17 protein-coding genes, 2 tRNA genes and 1 other RNA gene are annotated in these 18,253 nt (G+C 37.6%); all 20 read right to left on the bottom strand.

The window, feature by feature from the left end; translation table 11 throughout:
- Positions 1-65: 65 nt before the first annotated feature.
- The 20 genes from acear_RS03740 to ppdK all read right to left on the bottom strand — a co-directional run bounded on the left by acear_RS03740 (position 66) and on the right by ppdK (position 18,233).
- A complete protein-coding gene (locus acear_RS03740; RefSeq protein ID WP_013277690.1) occupies positions 66-284 on the bottom strand; it encodes a DUF2905 domain-containing protein in 219 nt (72 codons plus the stop codon).
- A gap of 2 nt (positions 285-286) precedes the next feature.
- Positions 287-1,288, bottom strand: coding sequence for a Holliday junction branch migration DNA helicase RuvB (gene ruvB, locus acear_RS03735; RefSeq protein ID WP_013277689.1), 1,002 nt, complete (start codon positions 1,286-1,288; stop codon positions 287-289).
- Between the two features lie 29 nt (positions 1,289-1,317).
- Positions 1,318-1,923, bottom strand: a complete 606-nt coding sequence (gene ruvA, locus acear_RS03730) for a Holliday junction branch migration protein RuvA (RefSeq protein ID WP_013277688.1) — start codon at positions 1,921-1,923, stop codon at positions 1,318-1,320.
- A gap of 102 nt (positions 1,924-2,025) precedes the next feature.
- Complete coding sequence (locus tag acear_RS12080) at positions 2,026-2,682, bottom strand: BofC C-terminal domain-containing protein (RefSeq protein ID WP_013277687.1); 657 nt, start codon at positions 2,680-2,682, stop codon at positions 2,026-2,028.
- A gap of 105 nt (positions 2,683-2,787) precedes the next feature.
- Positions 2,788-3,552, bottom strand: coding sequence for a YebC/PmpR family DNA-binding transcriptional regulator (locus tag acear_RS03720; protein WP_013277686.1), 765 nt, complete (start codon positions 3,550-3,552; stop codon positions 2,788-2,790).
- 25 nt (positions 3,553-3,577) lie between these two features.
- The gene (pheA, locus tag acear_RS03715) at positions 3,578-4,411 is read right to left on the bottom strand and encodes a prephenate dehydratase (RefSeq protein ID WP_013277685.1); all 834 of its coding nucleotides are present in this window, start codon (positions 4,409-4,411) and stop codon (positions 3,578-3,580) included.
- The gene (locus acear_RS03710; RefSeq protein WP_013277684.1) at positions 4,368-6,125 is read right to left on the bottom strand and encodes a hypothetical protein; all 1,758 of its coding nucleotides are present in this window, start codon (positions 6,123-6,125) and stop codon (positions 4,368-4,370) included. The genes pheA and acear_RS03710 overlap by 44 nt, the downstream gene beginning before the upstream one ends.
- Positions 6,126-6,239: 114 nt before the next feature.
- An RNA gene (rnpB, locus tag acear_RS12245) (RNase P RNA component class A) lies at positions 6,240-6,589 on the bottom strand.
- 72 nt (positions 6,590-6,661) lie between these two features.
- The gene (locus acear_RS12075) at positions 6,662-7,267 is read right to left on the bottom strand and encodes a ribonuclease HI family protein (protein ID WP_013277683.1); all 606 of its coding nucleotides are present in this window, start codon (positions 7,265-7,267) and stop codon (positions 6,662-6,664) included.
- 18 nt (positions 7,268-7,285) lie between these two features.
- Positions 7,286-8,002 (bottom strand): zinc ribbon domain-containing protein, encoded by a 717-nt coding sequence (locus acear_RS03700; RefSeq protein ID WP_013277682.1) that lies wholly within the window; start codon positions 8,000-8,002, stop codon positions 7,286-7,288.
- 78 nt (positions 8,003-8,080) lie between these two features.
- The gene (locus acear_RS03695; RefSeq protein ID WP_013277681.1) at positions 8,081-9,202 is read right to left on the bottom strand and encodes a Nif3-like dinuclear metal center hexameric protein; all 1,122 of its coding nucleotides are present in this window, start codon (positions 9,200-9,202) and stop codon (positions 8,081-8,083) included.
- Positions 9,193-9,882, bottom strand: coding sequence for a tRNA (adenine(22)-N(1))-methyltransferase (locus tag acear_RS03690; protein WP_013277680.1), 690 nt, complete (start codon positions 9,880-9,882; stop codon positions 9,193-9,195). The genes acear_RS03695 and acear_RS03690 overlap by 10 nt, the downstream gene beginning before the upstream one ends.
- 139 nt (positions 9,883-10,021) lie before the next feature.
- Positions 10,022-10,098: transfer RNA gene (locus acear_RS03685), tRNA-Ile, on the bottom strand.
- A gap of 10 nt (positions 10,099-10,108) precedes the next feature.
- Positions 10,109-10,184 (bottom strand) — tRNA-Asn (locus acear_RS03680).
- Between the two features lie 157 nt (positions 10,185-10,341).
- Positions 10,342-11,418 carry an RNA polymerase sigma factor RpoD gene (rpoD, locus tag acear_RS03675; RefSeq protein WP_013277679.1) on the bottom strand — a complete coding sequence of 359 codons (1,077 nt, stop codon included), beginning with the start codon at positions 11,416-11,418 and terminating at the stop codon, positions 10,342-10,344.
- Positions 11,418-13,268 (bottom strand): DNA primase, encoded by a 1,851-nt coding sequence (gene dnaG / locus acear_RS03670; RefSeq protein WP_013277678.1) that lies wholly within the window; start codon positions 13,266-13,268, stop codon positions 11,418-11,420. The genes rpoD and dnaG overlap by 1 nt, the downstream gene beginning before the upstream one ends.
- A gap of 12 nt (positions 13,269-13,280) precedes the next feature.
- Positions 13,281-13,721 carry a YaiI/YqxD family protein gene (locus acear_RS03665; protein ID WP_222831966.1) on the bottom strand — a complete coding sequence of 147 codons (441 nt, stop codon included), beginning with the start codon at positions 13,719-13,721 and terminating at the stop codon, positions 13,281-13,283.
- Positions 13,722-13,813: 92 nt separating this feature from the next.
- Entirely contained in the window at positions 13,814-14,830 is a 1,017-nt protein-coding gene (locus acear_RS03660; protein WP_013277676.1) for a deoxyguanosinetriphosphate triphosphohydrolase, read from the bottom strand.
- An 18-nt stretch (positions 14,831-14,848) separates the two neighbouring features.
- Positions 14,849-15,442 carry a flavodoxin family protein gene (locus tag acear_RS03655; protein ID WP_013277675.1) on the bottom strand — a complete coding sequence of 198 codons (594 nt, stop codon included), beginning with the start codon at positions 15,440-15,442 and terminating at the stop codon, positions 14,849-14,851.
- A gap of 133 nt (positions 15,443-15,575) precedes the next feature.
- On the bottom strand, positions 15,576-18,233 hold the full coding sequence (gene ppdK, locus acear_RS03650) for a pyruvate, phosphate dikinase (protein ID WP_013277674.1): 2,658 nt from the start codon (positions 18,231-18,233) through the stop codon (positions 15,576-15,578).
- Between the last annotated feature and the right edge of the window lie 20 nt (positions 18,234-18,253).

Raw genomic sequence — 18,253 nt, 5'->3', positions numbered from 1 at the left:
ACTCTAAACTGCAACAATATATCAATATCAGCCAACTATAATTTAAACTGAATCAGCTAACAATCTTATCTAAAGAATTTAAGCAGTAGCGATAGAACTATACTTAAAATAATCGAAGTAGTAATCGGCAAATAGAAACTAAAGTTCTCCCGTTCAATTCTGATATCGCCCGGCAGTCTTCCCAAGGGTAAGTTTAAATCAAGAGTAAAAATGGCTCCCACAGCTACTAACAACAAACCAATAATAATTAAACTCTTCCCTAGCCCGGAAAACTGAGCCCCCATCATTACTCCTCCTTATAATCTAAGTCTAAATGTTCATATGCTAACTTAGTAGCTACTCTGCCACGGGGAGTCCGCTGGAGATAACCAATCTGTAACAGGTAAGGCTCATAAACATCCTCAATAGTTGCTTCTTCTTCACCAACAGCAGCAGATAGAGTATTCAATCCAACAGGACCGCCGCCGAATTTATTGATCAATGTTTGCAGCATTTTGCGGTCTATATCATCCAAACCTAACTCATCTACTTCTAACATCTCCAGTCCTGCCTTAGCTACCTCTTCAGTAATCACCCCATCAGCCCTAACTTGAGCATAATCCCTGACTCGCTTCAATAGCCGGTTAGCAATCCTTGGCGTCCCTCGCGAGCGTTTAGCCAGTTCCAGAGCACCAGCATCATCTATCTTCACATTCAATACCCGGGCTGAACGGTAGACTATCTGCTGTAATTCTTCTGTACTATATAGCTTCAGTCTGCTGATTACTCCGAATCTATCCCGCAGAGGAGAAGTAAGTTGGCCTGCTTTAGTAGTCGCTCCTACTAAAGTAAACTGAGCCAGATCCAACCGGACAGACCGGGCGCTAGGTCCATCGCCGATAATAATATCCAGAGCAAAATCCTCCATAGCAGGATAAAGAACCTCTTCTACCATTCGATTAAGCCGATGGATTTCATCTATAAACAAGACATCATTAGGATTTAAATTAGTTAAAATAGCAGCCAAATCTCCCGGCCGTTCAATTGCCGGTCCAGAAGTAATCTTGATATTGACTCCCATTTCCTCGGCAATTATATTAGCTAATGTTGTCTTACCTAGCCCTGGCGGCCCGTATAATAAGACATGGTCCAGCGCTTCTCCTCTACCTTTTGCTGCTTCAATGAATATCTCTAAATTATTCTTTACCTTTTCCTGTCCTATATATTCATTCAGACTTTTAGGCCGTAGACTTGAATCCAGTTCTTTATCTGATGTATTCTCATCAGGCGATACAATTCTATCCTCCATAGCCAGTTCCTCCTAAAATAGATCTAAAACTAATCATTTTGACCAAATTTCTGTAAAGCCAATTTAATAACTTCTTCCACTCCAGCAGCTTCATCTACACCTTTACAGGCCTCAGTTACTGCCTCACGAGCCTCTTGAATATTATAACCTAAATTCATCAAGCCTTCTACTGCTTCTTCTCGCTCTATACCATCAACTGATTGACTGCTTTCCTCTTCTTCCATTATCCGATCTAAATCAATCTTACCCTTCATCTCCAGAATTAATCTCTGGGCTGTCTTTTTGCCGATACCCTTAACCTCTTTTAAAACCTCAATATCCTCCTTAGCCACTGCCAGTTTGAATTCTCTAGCATTTAAAGTGGATAGAATACTGACTGCTACTTTAGGTCCAACTTTAGAAACCTTTAATAGTTTTCCGAATAGTTCCAGTTCGCTCAGCTGTAAAAAACCATATAAGACAAATCTATCTTCCCGCACATAGGTATGGGTATATACTTTAATATCCTCTCCTATATTCGGCAGACGATTCTGCACTGAAGTAGGAATCATCACTTCATAACCTACTCCTTGAACATCAATGACAATCCGTGCTTCCTCTTTTAGGACTAACTCCCCTGTAAGATGTGCTATCATCTTCTCCCCTCCATTACTGACTACCTACACTTATTTCTATACTAAAGTTCTTTTCCCTTTCTTAAAGATAAGAAACAGCCGTGTGAACGGCTGTAAACAACTTTATTTAAGCTGTTCATCCTGAATACTAGATAGTCCTTCCAATAATGCCAGTAATTCTTTTTGTGATTCAACTATAATTCCTTCTTTAAGACTCTCTATTTCTTCTGCCGGTAGAAGATCAACTGAAATATTAGTCTTGCGTTTTAAAATCTCTTGTTCATCATCCGGATTTCCATAAAATATGGCCACAGTTCCATCTTTAATTCCTAAATACATCTCTTCTTTATGTTCAGGACAGACCTTATCTACTCGTCTTTTTAAAATAATCCTTTCTTTTCCCTTCTTGGCCAAGGTCCATTGAGGATATTTAGCTACTAAATTATTTATTTCGAATTCATTCTTTGCTTTCTTGTGATCAACAACAATATCTCCACAGCGGGTATAATAGGTCTTAAAGATTAAAGAAGGATTAGGACCAGTCAGTAATCTTTCTTCTGTCAATTCCAATTTAGTCTCAAACTCTTCCCTCTTTTCTTTAATTAGCTGAGAAAATTTCTGCTGAGATTGTGTTATATCTTCTTCTGCCTCAGATTTAATTCTATCTTCTTTTTGAGGAGTACTTTCATTATTGCGCAAATCCAGTCCAAAATAAGTAATAACTGAAGCCAAAAGAATAATTACTAATGAAATCAGAATAATCTTCTTTTTATCGAGCATATTATCACCCTTCAGATATAATCACTATTTAATGACAAATATAAGTTTACTTTATGATAGTATTTGTGAATTAAGATGATAATATACCCGATAAAGTGAACAAAATTATTCTTCCTTTTCTAATTCTGTCATGATCTCATCAGGAATATTAAAATTAGAGTACACTTCCTGAACATCATCATGGTCTTCTAATTCATCCATTAAATCCAGTACCTTCTGTGCTTCTTTCTTATTATCGACATCAACTGTATTCTCTGGAATCATAACAACATCTCCAGAAGAAAATTCATAGCCATCTTCTTCCATACTCTTCCGGGCATCCTCTAATCCACTAGGTTCAATTATAATTTCAATCATCTGTTCTTCAATAGAAATATCTTCAGCTCCAGCTTCCAGAGCAGACATCAGCACTTCATCTTCATCAACTTCTACTTCTGTTCTATCGATAATCAACTGGCCTTTGCGCTTAAACATCCAGGCTACACAGCCTTTTTCGCCTAAATTACCACCATGCTGAGATAATAAGTGCCTTAATTCAGAAGCAGTTCGATTTCGATTATCACTCATTAAATCTAAATATAAGGCTACTCCTGCTGGTCCATATCCTTCATAAATAATACGTTCATATTCAACTCCATCTAAATTACCAGTTCCACGATCAATAGCCCGCTGAATATTATCTTTAGGCATATTATTATCTTTAGCCTTCTGAATAGCCATTCTTAAATCAGGATTCTTCTCTGGATCACCACCGCCTTCACGAGCTTCTACAGCAATCCGTTTGCTTAATTTTGAAAATAATTTAGCCCTTCTTCGATCTTCTTTCTTTTTTTGATGTTTTATATTAGCCCATTTAGAATGTCCAGCCATAATCATCCCTCCAAAAATAAGTAATTTATTCTTCTTTAAATTGAGGATAAGAACCTAAAACCTTCAACATTGAAGTCTTTCTATCTAACTCTGCTAAAGTTTCCTTCACCTTTCTGTCTCTTCTATCACCTTCAAAATCAATAAAAAATATATATTCACCTAACTTTTTGCGAGCCGGCCGCGACTCTATCTTAGTTAGATTAATATTCCGCAGAGCAAAAAGCTTTAAAATCTCATATAAAATCCCTGGTCTATTCTTAACCGGAGAACAGACAAGAGAAGTTTTGGAATCTTCAACCCACCTGCCATCATGCTTGCTTAAAACTACAAATCTAGTCCGATTTAATTGATTATCCTGAATATTAGCGGCTAAAATATCAAGGCCGTGGAGTTTCGCTACTAATCTAGAACCTATAGCTCCCCAGGTACTATCCTTCTGTTGAATGATATTTACTGCCTGAGCAGTACTATCAGCATTTACTGTATCAAAATCACCTAATAAATCTTTTAAACTATTCCTACACTGGGCTAAAGCCTGCCTATGGGATAGAACCTTCTCTATTGAATCTATATCAGCTCCAGGATGACCGATTAAATTATGATTAATCGGCACTAAGATCTCTGCCTGAATCTTTAAGTCAACCTGATGGGCTAAAAGATCTAAAATTATATTTACTGAACCTTCCAGTGAATTTTCAATCGGAACTAAACCGGCCTCTTCCTGCTGATTATCTACAGCTTCTACTAAAGTCCGGATTTCACAGTATGGTACTAACTCTATCTCTCTATCTTTTATAAACTTTTCTGCTGCTTCATTAGTAAAGGTTCCTCTGGGGCCTAAATAAGCCAGCCTTTCCATTATCTTCACACTCCACTTCTATTTTATTCAGTTTATTCCGAACAAATGATGGCAGAGAATAATCTATATAATACTTACGATAAATATCCGTATCTATTTTCTTAACTCGTCCCTGATCAGAATATGGCTCCCATTCAATAAAAGTACAGCTTCGGCTTACATTAAGTTTATTAAGCTGATAGCCAGTCTGCTCAATAACCTCCTCCAGTTCATTAATCAATATCTCTTTTAACATCGGTTCCCCATAATACTTCTCTAGCCGCAGTTTACCATTCTGCAATAATTGGATCAAAACTCTTCCTAGCCATTGATCACTATTACTATCAGTAATATAAGCCACTACAGTATTAGGCTGTAGATTTGCTGCTACTCTAGCAGCACTAATCCGCTGCTGATCAGGTTCAGGTAATTCTAAACAGCTAGTCCAGTTCCGATCAGTAGAAACTGATAATAGATCTTCTGCCTGCTGGGAGATAGTCAATTTAAATTCTAAATTACTTGGCCCGCGAGTATTAAAAAGCTCCAATAACTGGTTACAGAGCTTAAGAGTATAATTTTGATAATACTCAAGATCAAGCTGACTAATAAAGTCCTCCAGTCCCTCTATCATTTTACCCAGCTTAGGTGAATGCCATTTATAAATCTTTCTAACCTTATCATCATCCAGATAACCAGAAATAAATTCTTCAAACTCCAGCTGGGTTAATGCTTCTAAAATAGTCTTAACCCTTCTGCAGTTCTGCCAGTCAATAGCTACCGACGAAACTTTATCACCGCTATTATTAATTATTGCTTCTTTATCTTCAATCTCAGTCTCTATTTTAAACTCTATATCTTTAACTTTATTTACAAACCGCCTATAATTAAGATTAGAATCATATTCAATATTATATGTACCCACCAAATCAGTAAAGTAGTCATTATAATACCTCTCTGTTCTAAGCAAATACGTAAATAATCCTCTCCCGTGGGCCTTCTTCTGGCTCAACCACCGAAAATAATACCACCGCAGATTACCTGTAAAGAAGTATTGGGGAACATAATTGTTAAATTCTTTAGTTATGAGTCCTTTCTTAGTTCCCCGCCAGGCAATATAGTCTAATAAAAGATTAAGACTTCTCTTTTCTACACTGAAACCATACCTCTGCTGAAATTCAATTATCCGCTGTAGAGTATTTAATCCATTAACAGGATTTACAACCCGCAAGATCTCCTGCTGACTATCATTAACTGCTAACTGAGTAGCATATAATTTACCATTAAGATACATAAACTGTCTAAAAGTTAAATCAAAATCCCAGATTTTAGTCCGGTTATTAATACAGAATAACAAATCACACTTATGTTCCTTATATCTAAAAGATGCTTTCTTATCAATTATTTCTGTGGAGTAATTAGCCTTAATTCCTTCCTGCTGTATCTCTGTTAAATCACTAACTTCTTGGTTAGCCATTAACTCCTGTCTAATTCTATTCTCATTAACTTTCAAATCAAGAAATATATCTATATCCGATGACTTATTTTCAGTTATTAGACCGCTAGCCTGTAAATAACTATCCGAAACTACTCCACCAGCAATTACTGGTACAATATTAAGCTTTAGAAATAAATCTTCTAATTCTTTAATTATACTAGGTATTGGAAATTCAATTTCAACTATCTCCATTGCTCCTAGCCATTCTTCATTCTGATTTATAAAGTATTCTTCCAGCATAATAAGCCACCTTCATTATAATCTTATTCCTAATATATTATTATATTATATAATCATTTAAATGTAAAATTAAAAGGCCTACCCTATAATAAAGGGTAAGCCTTTTACTAAATATCGGCAAGCAGACTTGTAAGCCGGGTTCTGTCTTTTAAGATGCTCATCTATCTAGGACAGTAATTACTTACTGCCTTAAGCGACTAACCCGAGAAGCTGGACGAGCAGCCCTTAACCTTCTCCTATTTAGTCTTGCTCTGGATGGGGTTTACCCTGCAGTATCTGTCACCAGATACCCGGTGCGCCCTTACCGCACCCTTTCACCCTTACCTGCCAAAGACAGGCGGTCTCCTCTCTGTTGCACTGGCCCGCGGATTACTCCGGCTGAATGTTATTCAGCATCCTGCTCTATAGAGCCCGGACTTTCCTCAGATAGAGCAAACTCTATCTGCGACCATCCAGTCTACTTGCCTAAAATATTAAATTTTTTTGAGTGCGGTAATAATGATAGCACCTTAATCTGTAATTGTCAAGGAAAATTTCTATTTATTTATCTTATCAGCCAATAACAATCCGTAAATTATGCCTGATTTCAAACACTCTTCTGAATCACCTTCATCCTGGTTTAATTTATCACAAATAGAATCAATTACTGATTCTATATCTGCAGATGTTTCAAACTCTGCAGTTTCTTCATCTAACTCAGCAACTAACTGTTCTACATCACCAATTGAATCCACTCTACTTTGCTGAAACTGATCAATTCCTAAATTAGCCAATTCATCTGCTTTATGATTCTCTTCTCGAGGAATATGTTGAAAATCACAGTCTGGTAAATCCTGAAGTAATTCCTTAATCTCTAAATAATAAGGCTTTAACTTTTCACTCCGCACGCGATATTCTCCTGTTAGCTGTTTAATTACTAGTTGACTATCACTAAAGAGACTAATACTTTCTGAGTTAAGCTCCCTAGCCTTCTTTAGGCCAGCAATAATAGCCTGATACTCTGCTTCGTTATTTGTAGCTTCACCGATATAATCTGCTAATTCTTCTTTTATATTATTCGAACCATCCTTAATTAAGACTCCAATTCCGCCCGGCCCCGGATTGCCGCGTGATGCTCCATCGGTATATATATTCAATTCCATTATATCAAACCGCCTTTCTTATTCATTGTCAGTCCAGTAAAGAATTCTACCACAGCGTTCACACTTAAATATCTGATTTCCTCTGCGAACATCTTCAATTAATTTAGCAGGTAAACCAACTCTACAGCCCATACAATAGCCGTCTTGTAGTTCAACTACTGCCAGACCATGCTTTTTTTCTTTTAACTTCTGATACTCTGCCATTAAATCATCCCCAATAGCCTCACTCAAAGATTCTTTCTTCTGCTTTACTTCTTCTAATTCGATACTCAACTCTGACTGTTCCTCTTTATAACTCTTCTGTAGCTTATTCAATTTCAATTGATAATCTTCTAAATCCTGTTTTATTTCCGCCTGATTAGCTTCAACTTCTTCCAATTCTATCATTAAATCCAGAATTTCATCCTCCAATTGGGACTGCTGTTTTTTAATTTCATTTATCTTCTTCTGTAACTGTTCTAATTCTTTAACATTATTTTCACCATCATACAGCTGCTCCTGGTACTCATTTAACTGTGTTTCCAGCCGGCTATCATCAAACTCTTTATTCTTAAGTTTTTTATTCAATTCTTTTTCTTTCTCTTTATTTGCAGCTAATTTATCTTTTAATTCAGCTATCTCTATTTTAACTTCCTCCTGTTCAGCCAATAAATCCCGACTGTCTAATTCCTCCTCAATTCTACTTATTTTTCTATCTAGCTGTTGTAATCTATATAACTCCTGTAGTTTAGCCATGCTCTTACCCCTTTCTAAACAAAATTTAATAAGCCATATAAAAAGGTAGGTCGAACAGTTAAATGACTGTTGACCTACCTACACTATTGCTATGAAACCTTTATTTCTATCAGTAGTAATAATTTCAATTTCTTCTAATCCTGCCTGTTTAATCTCAGTTACTAAGCTTTCAACAAGACATTCCTCCATAATTACTTCTGTTCCATAATGTCCAGCATCTATAATTCCCAGCCCCATCTTAGCAGCCAGTTCAGCATCATGATACTTAATATCTCCTGTAACTAATAGATCAGCACCTTTAAATACCGCCGGTCTAATTAGATCAGCTCCACTGCCGCTGCAGACAGCAACCCGCTTAACTTCACTATTCTCCGGTTTTACAACCCTCACTCGATCAAGTTCTAAGACATCTTTAGCCTGGGCTACAAATTGATTAAATTCACAACTTGTTTTTAAGTTACCTATTCTCCCCAATCCCAACTGCTCACCAGTAGCTTCTACTGAATATAGATCATAAGCAACCTCTTCATAAGGGTGAACAGTTTCTAACTTATCAAGCACCTGCTCAAGTTTGCTTGCTGGTAGAATGGTTTCTAGCCTTACTTCATCTACCTTCTCTAACTGATCCTTTTGGCCTATATGCGGATCAGTTCCAGCTAAAGGCTTGAAGGTACCGGTTCCTTCAACAGAAAAAGTACAATCCCGATAATTGCCGATCCAGCCTGCTCCTTGGCTGATAATAGCCTTTCTTACTTCCTCTAAATTCTTCTGCGGAATAAAGACAACTAACTTCTTCAGTTCATCTTCACAGGTAGTCTTTAATACCTGTAAGTCAGTCAAGCCTAATTTAGCTGCCAGTTGATCATTTAAACCACCCTGAGCTATATCATAATTAGTATGGGCTGTATAGATACTGATTTCATTTTTAGCAGCTGTCTGCACCAAATCCCCGATCTCCGTATCAAATCTAACCTGAGATAATGAATTGAAGATTACAGGATGATGAGAAATAATTAAGTCTACATTCTTCTCTACTGCTTCCTCCATTATCGCTGGGATCACATCCAAAGTTACTAATACCTTATCAACCTGCTGGCTGTAAGAACCAATCTGTAACCCAACATTATCCCACTCTAGGGCTAATTCTTCGGAAGCTATCTCTTCCATCAACTGAATTATCTGTTGAATGCTTAAAGACATTCCATTACCTCCTGAATTTTATCTAATCTGTACTTTAGTTGCTTCTTTTTAGCAGTTAAACCGGAAGAAGAATTATCAGGCAGCTGATTAAGAATTGTCTGCCATTTTTTCTCTTTAGATACCAAGAATTCCTGATAACACTGAGGATTCTTTTCTAGCAATCTAGGACCTATTTCCAACAGAAATGGATCACTTATCTGTTCCGAACCTGACTGAATAAGAATAATTTCATAAAACCTAGTCCCTTCCTGGGCTAGTCCTTCATCAATAATCTGAAAACCGTTATTCATCAACCAGTTCCGTAGTCTGGCTGCATGGTTCATAGGCTGGAGAACAAACTCTGTTATTGAATCAGTAATCTGTTTATTATCAGCTATAATATCAATAATAGTATCGGACCCTACCCCTGCTATTACAGCAGCCTTTACTTCATTAGGCTCCAAAATTTTCAGCCCACAGCCTAATCTAACATCAATCATATCTTCTAATTCAGCCTGCTGTACATTCTCTACAGCCGTCTGGTACGGAGCTTGCTTTACATCACTAGCAATCAACTTTTCACAATCAAAATTTTCTGCTAGATAGATAGGTAGATAAGCATGATCAGTACCGATATCTGCTACACTATAAGGACTTGATATCAACTCAGTAATTTCTTTTAATCTAGGTGATAGCTTCATCAATTCTCTCCTTATAGATTAATTATAGTTTCTTCATACATCATTATATTCAAGATATTAGCGAAAAGTTCCTGCAAATATAAATATAAAAAAACTCCATCTTTCTTATAGATGGAGTTAATCTGCTTATTTACTTTAATGGTGGGCCCAGTAGGATTTGAACCTACGACTAATCGGTTATGAGCCGATGGCTCTGACCAACTGAGCTATGGGCCCGTAATTAAAATGGCTCCCCGAGCAGGACTTGAACCTGCGACAAAGTGGTTAACAGCCACTCGCTCTACCAGCTGAGCTATCGGGGAACACCACTTTCAAACAGCAGTGACTATTATATGATAAAATCAGTAAAAGGTCAACTGATATTATTAGTGATTAACAGGGATTATTACATATTATCCCGTATTATCTCATCTTTTTCACTCTATATTCATGAATTCTACCAATTTCAGCTGAAATCAATTAATCTAGATAATCCTTTAACTTCTTACTCCGGCTTGGATGGCGCAGTTTACGTAAAGCCTTGGCTTCAATCTGTCTAATTCGTTCTCGAGTAACTCCAAATTCCTTTCCGACTTCTTCTAAAGTACGAGACCGACCGTCTTCTACTCCAAATCTAAGTTCTAAGACTCTTTTTTCGCGGTCACTTAATGTATCCAAAACTTCATCAAGCTGTTCCTGCAACATCATATGTGAAGCAGCTACAGATGGGGCAGGAGCATCATCATCTTCAATAAAGTCACCGAGATGGCTGTCTTCTTCTTCTCCAATCGGAGTTTCTAACGAAACAGGTTCTTGAGAAATCTTAAGTACTTCTCTTACTTTCTCTTCACTTAAATCCATCTCTTCAGCAATCTCTTCGGGAGTCGGTTCTCTTCCTAATTCTTGGAGAAGATGTCTAGAAACTCTAATCACCTTATTAATCGTCTCTACCATATGCACCGGAATTCGAATTGTCCGAGCCTGATCAGCAATAGAACGGGTAATAGCTTGTCTAATCCACCATGTTGCATAGGTGCTGAATTTATATCCTTTTGTATAATCAAACTTTTCTACTGCCTTAATTAACCCTAAATTACCTTCTTGGATTAAATCCAGAAATAACATTCCGCGGCCTACATACTTTTTAGCAATACTGACTACTAACCGCAGGTTAGCTTCTACTAACATTCGCTTAGCTTCCATATCGCCTTCTTCCATTCTTTTGGCTAGTTCTACCTCTTCTTCTGCTGTTAATAAATCAACCTTTCCAATTTCTTTTAAATACATTCGGACCGGATCATCAATCCCTACTCCATCCGGAACACTAAGATCCAAATCTTCCTCAGTATCTTTCGATACTTCATCCTCATCTTCATCAACTACTTCAATATCAAGCTCAGCAAATCTTTGATATATATCATCAATCTGCTCAGGAGTTAATTCAACTTTAGCAAGAGTATCCATTACCTCTTTATAAGTTATTTGTCCTTCCTGGTTCCCTTTTTCAATCAATTTTTCCACTTTTTCTTCTACTATATTGCGGACCTTATCTGTCATTAATATCCCCCCTTTCCAACATCGAAATTATTCCCAAGTAAACTATCCGGATCCTGCAGCAATTGAACTACTTCCTGCCGCTCTCGCAGAAGCTGGTTTACTTTAGCAAAATCCCGGCTTGCCTCATGCTGTTCAATTTCAGCATCTAATCTTTCTTTCTTCATCTTCAGTTGATACTCCTTTATTTTTTTTATATAACCTTTTGCTTCCTCTAATTGATATTCATTTATCTCTTCTTTTTGATAATTGCCGAGAGAAACTTCAGTAATCATCTGTCTAATTTCAGCACTGTTCACCTTATTAATCAATTCTTCCCAATCAGAATTATCTATATCAAAAATCAATTCTGCTGCTGATTGATACTCATCGGTAATAAATTCATCAGAATCTAATTCAGCCTTAACTAGATTCAGAATCTGAGTGTCTTTGATCATTAATTCCAATAACTTCTTTTCGAATTGGAACTGAGTATCAGATTCAGCCTCACTATCTACTTTAGAATCGGACTTAAATTTATTATTCCTATCTCTATAATTTCTATCCTGTTCACTTACATCCTGCTGGAATTTTTTTAATCTGGACTTAATAACTCCAGTCTCTACATCCAATCTACCGGCTATTTTTTTAATATATTCAGCCTGCTTAATCTCATTTTCAATTCCGGCTAAAACCGGCATTATATCATCAACTGCTTCTACTTTCTGTTCAATCTTGGTTAAATCCCTATCTGTCAATAAAGATTCCAACTTAAATTCAATTAACGAAACTGCCTCAGAAAGCAATAATTCAAACTCTTCCTTGCCCTGACTGCGAATTACTTCATCAGGATCCTGGTCAACCGGTAGATTAACAACATAAACTTCTAAACCAGTATTTTTTAAAATATTAAATCCGCGTAGAGTAGCATTCTCACCAGCAACATCTCCATCATAAGCAATATAGACCCGGTCAGCATAGCGGCGCAGTAATCTAGCCTGACTCTTAGTCAGAGAAGTACCTAAAGAAGCTACTATATTTTCAATACCAAACTGATGTCCTGTAATAACATCAGTATAACCCTCAACAATAACTACACTCCCTGACCGTTTAATCTCTCTTTTAGCCCGAGCTAGACCATACAGAATATTCTTCTTATTAAAAACAGGAGTCTGAGGTGAATTAAGATACTTAGGATGAGAATCATCCACCACTCGGCCTCCAAAACCGATAGCCTGACCTCGCAAATTATTGATAGTAAAGATTATCCGGTTGCGAAATCTATCATAATAGCCTTTACCCTTCTTTTGAGGAATTATTAAACCGGCCTGCTGAATCCGATCAGCAGAATACCCCTTCTTACGTAAAAAATCAAATAACCCCCGCCAGCTATCCGGAGCATAGCCTAATTCAAACTGATCAATAGTCTCTTCTTTAATCCCCCTCTGTCGAAGATATTCATACGCTTCACTACCCTGGTTAGTCTCAGTCAATAGATAATTAAAGAATTTAACTGCCCAGTTATGAATTTCATAAATTTCACTTTTGGTTGTTGATTCTCCTGTAGATGAATCTTTTCTTTCCGGCAAAGAAAGTCCTATCCTCTGGGCTAAAATTTCAACTGCTTCTATAAAGTCTAAATTCTCAATATCCATCATAAAGTTAAAGACATTACCGCCTACACCACATCCAAAACAGTGATATAACTGCTTTTCAGGATTAACCATAAATGATGGAGTCCTTTCATCATGAAAAGGACATAATGCTTTATAATTCTTTCCAGCTTTTTCTAAGTTAGTATAATCAGAAATAACATCTATAATATCATTGTTATCTCTAACTTTATCAATAAATTCATCATTTAAATATGCCACTCCAATTCACCCTCATGAATTAACTAATTTTATAAAAGCTGTCTTAAACCTCCTTCGATCCTGCTTTGAATACTGGCTAGGTCCTTTAGTCTTATGCCCACTGCGGCGTAATTTAGCTGAATGATGTCTTTTGGCTAGCAGATAATCAATATTCTGGTTAGTAAATACTTTACCGCGCGGTGATAAGACCTTAACCTCCTGCTCTAACAATAAAGCTGCCAATCCATAATCCTGGGTTATAACTAAATCACCACTACAAGCAAGATTAATTATCTTCATATCTGCAGCTTCAGGATTACTATCTACAGTAACTTCTTTAACTGATTTATCATTCAGTCTATTACTCCAGTGGGCTATACTGCTAATAATTGTAACCCGGCAGCTATATTTAACTGCTAAATCAATAATAAGATCTTTAATCGGACAGGCATCACCATCAACTAAAATCTGCATCATTATTTCCCCACTTATATAAGTAAAAATCAATAATTTACTACTTAATGATAGTCTAGGAATATCCTTTCCGGTTTTTATAAATTTATACATTAACCCAGCCAGGGACGGGGCAGAAATATCTCCCGGCCCCGTTTGAGAGCATACCTATCACTCATTCCTGCTATATAATCTACTACTATTCTTGGTAACGGATACATTTCAAGCTTATTTTTAAATTCCTGTGGTAATTCTTCCGGATTATCATTATAGTAAGTATATAACTGCTTTAATAAACCTTTTGCTTTGTCTTCTTCTGTCTTTGCCTTCGAACCAACATAGACTCTATTGTAAAGAAATTGCCTCAATTCCTCAGTAGCTTCTTTAACCTGCTGGCTTCTGTTAATCTCTGGCTGCTGCCAGCTGTGTTTAATAATATCTTTTACCATTCTATCAATTCGCTGTGAACTGGTTCGACCTAAAACTTCTAAAGCCCCTTCAGGTAGATCAGAAGTGGATATTATTTCAGCCCGCAGTGCATCATCTATATCATGATTAATATAGGCAATTCGATCAGCAATTCTTACAATCTCACCTTCTAAAGTCTTTGGCTGCTGGTTACCAGTATGGGTCAAAATTCCATCCCGAACTTCTAAAGTTAAGTTCAACCCGGGATAAGCTCCTGATTTATCCTCTAGTAAATCTACAACTCTAAGGCTCTGGTGATTATGTTTAAAACCTTTAGAATACATTTCAGCCAAAGCTTCTTCTCCACTGTGGCCAAAAGGGGTATGGCCTAAATCATGGCCCAGTGCAATAGCTTCTGTTAAATCTTCATTTAAATGAAGAGCCTTAGCAATAGTTCGAGCAATCTGAGCCACCTCTAAAGTATGAGTCAGCCGCGTTCGATAATGATCTCCTTCAGGTGCAATAAATACCTGCGTCTTATGTTTTAGTCTTCTGAAGGCCTTGGAATGAATAATCCGATCCCGATCTCTTTGAAAATCCGTCCTTATTTCACACTTGGATTCTGCATACTTTCGACCTTCAGTCTCTCCGCTTAAAGCAGCATCCTGAACTAAATTCTTATGCTCTAACTCCTCTAGTCTTCTTCGGTGAGATTTCATCATTATCCTTACCTCTCTTATTTACCGCAGACTCTCTGTTGCTTCTGCTACCTTCACTACTCTTCTTCCTACAGTCTTGGCCCTCTTTTGAGCATTCTCATCTTCAGCTGCTTTCCGCTGTCCTGCTGCCCCCTGATGTCCGGCATCAGTTTCACTATCTCCATCACCTATAACTATCATACCCTGGACCAGCATCAAATCATGTACAGCTTTTATAGTAGTTTCCTGACCGCCGAATCTAGCTGCTCCAACTGTGATAGTTCCTCCGACAGTATTTAACAGACTATTCTGGCCGCGTAAATCACGGGTCATATCCCAAAAGGCCTTTAACTGAGCACTAACAGTCCCAAAATAGACAGGACTTCCAATAATCACTCCGTCAGCTTCAGACAATAATTCATACTGTTCCTCTAACTTAGTTCCTTCATAACAGGCTTTTGAACAAGGCTGAGAACAGGCAGTACAGTAAGGCTCTTCTATCTCCTCTAAACCGGATGAAACCTGAATTAATTCTGTTTCAGCTCCTAAATCTTTAGCAGCATCCAATGCTTTATTCAATAAAAGATCAGTATTTCCATCGCTATTTGGACTACCGTTTAGACCAGCAATCAACATTAATTAACAACTCCTTTCGACTATTATATTATTATTACAGGATAATTCCAATAATTCCTTTAACAAAAAGAAAAAGTATGAAAAAAAGGATAAGGCTTAAGCCTTATCCTTTAGAAAACTGAAATTCCATCTATTATTCTCTATCACTTTCAATTTTAGCCTGAACAGCTGCTAGGCGTGCTACCGGTACACGATATGGTGAACAGCTAACATAATCAAGACCGTATTCCTGGCAGAGACCAATTGATTTCGGCTCACCGCCGTGCTCACCACAGATACCAACTTTCAGGTTCTCATTTGCCTTTCGCCCATCATCAGTAGCCATCTTAACTAACTTTCCAACACCGTTAGGATCTAAACTGATGAAAGGATTATCCTCCAGAATATCTTCTTCTACATAATGATGTAAGAATTTACTTTCCGCATCATCTCTACTGAAGCCAAAAGTCGTCTGAGTTAAGTCATTGGTACCAAAGGAGAAGAAGTCTGCCTCTTCAGCAATCTCCTCAGCTGTCATGCAGGCCCGCGGCAGTTCGATCATAGTACCTACTTTATAGCTTAACTCACTATCTGCTTCAGCCAAAACTTCATCTGCTACTTTATCTACTCGGCTACGCAGCATCTTAAATTCATTAACATGAGTAACCAGCGGTAGCATAATTTCAGGCTGAACATCAATTCCTTCTTCAGCTACATTAACAGCAGCTTTAAAGACTGCTCTAATCTGCATCTCATAAATTTCAGGAACCATAATCCCCAACCGGCATCCTCTCATGCCTAACATAGGATTGGACTCATTCATGTCCTTTACTTTCCGCAGTAATTTTCGCTTCTTATTCAGTTCTTCTTTATTATCTTCAGCGGCGGATTCTAACTTTGCTATCTCTTCTACCAGTTCTACTAAATCAGGTAAAAATTCATGGAGCGGCGGATCCAGGAGTCGAACTGTTACGGGTTTTCCTTTCATTTCAGTAAAGATCTCTTCAAAGTCATTACGCTGCATCGGCTCTAATTCAGCCAAAGCTTCTTCTTTCTCTGCCTCTGAATCACTTAAAATTAACTGTTGTACTAACGGTACTCTCTCAGCCGCCATGAACATATGTTCTGTTCTGCAGAGGCCAATTCCTTCTGCTCCAAACTCAAAAGCCTTTTTAGCATCAGGACCATTATCAGCATTGGCACGAATTCCTAATTCTTTAGTTTCATTAGCCCACTTCAGTATCTTACGACATTCTTCACTAAGACGGGGTTCAGTCATTTCTACCTTACCGACCATGATTTCACCGGTTCCCCCATTAATAGTAATCTTATCTCCTTTTTCAAACCGACGATTTCCGACTAAAAATTCTTCCTTCTCAAAATCAATTTTGATCTCTTCACAGCCACAGACACAGGGCTTACCCATTCCTCGAGCTACTACCGCTGCATGACTAGTCATACCGCCGCGGGTAGTCAATACCCCCTGGGAAGCAATAACACCATTGATATCTTCTGGCGTTGTCTCTAAACTAACTAAGATTACTTTTTCTCCTTTATCACCTAGCTTTTCAGCCTCATCAGCAGAAAAGACTACCTTCCCAGCAGCAGCTCCTGGCGAAGCAGGCAAACCTTTAGCAATCACTTCCGGTTCAGCTTCCGGATCTATCTGCTTATGTAATACTTTCTCAACATGCTCCGGCTCTACTCTGAGCAGAGCTTCCTCTTTATCAATTAAGCCTTCATCGGCCATATCAGCTGCCATCTTGATAGCTGCTTTAGCAGTTCGTTTTCCGGTTCTGGTCTGGAGTAAATATAATTGGCCGTTCTCAATAGTAAATTCAATATCTTGCATATTCTTATAGTGATCCTCTAAAGTTTCAGTCACGTCCACTAATTGGTCAAAGACCTCAGGTAGCTCTTCCTTAAGAGTCTGAATCGACTGCGGAGTTCTAATTCCGGCTACTACATCCTCACCCTGAGCATTCAATAGATACTCACCGTATAATTCATTAACACCAGTGGATGGATTGCGAGTGAAGACAACTCCTGTTCCAGAATCCTTACCCATATTACCAAAGACCATAGTTTGAACATTAACAGCTGTTCCTAAGTCATGGGCAATATCATGGGCATCACGATAAACAATAGCCCGTTTATTATTCCAAGAACCAAAGACAGCATCTACAGACTTAATCAACTGTTCCATGGGATCTTGGGGAAATTCAATTCCGGCTTCATCCTTGATTATCTCTTTATATTGAGCAACTAACTTTTTCAAGTCGTCAGTAGTAAGATCTAAATCACTATCTGCATCTACTTCTTCTTTTAGACTATCCAAGGTCCGACCAAACTTGTAGCCTTCAATACCTAACACTACATCTCCGAACATTTGAATAAAACGCCGATAACAATCATAAGCAAAACGTTCATCATTTACTTCTTTAGCCAATCCCTGAACTGAAGTATCATTCAAGCCTAAATTTAGAATAGTATCCATCATACCGGGCATAGAAATTGTAGCTCCCGAACGGACAGACAGCAATAAAGGATTATTATCATCACCAAAGTTCTTACCTGTCTTCTCTTCTAAATCTTTTAAATACTCTCTAGTACCTTCTTTTAGAAATTCTGGTAATTCTTCATCATTCTCAAAATATAGATTACAGGCTTCAGTAGTTAAAGTCATTCCGGGGGGGACAGGCAGATCTAAACTTGTCATTTCACCTAAACTGGCACCTTTACCTCCTAAAATAGGCTTTAGATCCAAAGAACCCTCTTCAAAGGAATAAATATACTTTTTTTCTGAATTCATTTTATCATCAACTCCTTTTA

The sequence above is a fragment of the Acetohalobium arabaticum DSM 5501 genome, assembly GCF_000144695.1.
Lineage (GTDB): Bacteria > Bacillota > Halanaerobiia > Halobacteroidales > Acetohalobiaceae > Acetohalobium > Acetohalobium arabaticum.
The sequence above is the reverse complement of the archived record's forward strand: the minus strand, read 5'-3'. Positions and strand labels throughout refer to the sequence as shown.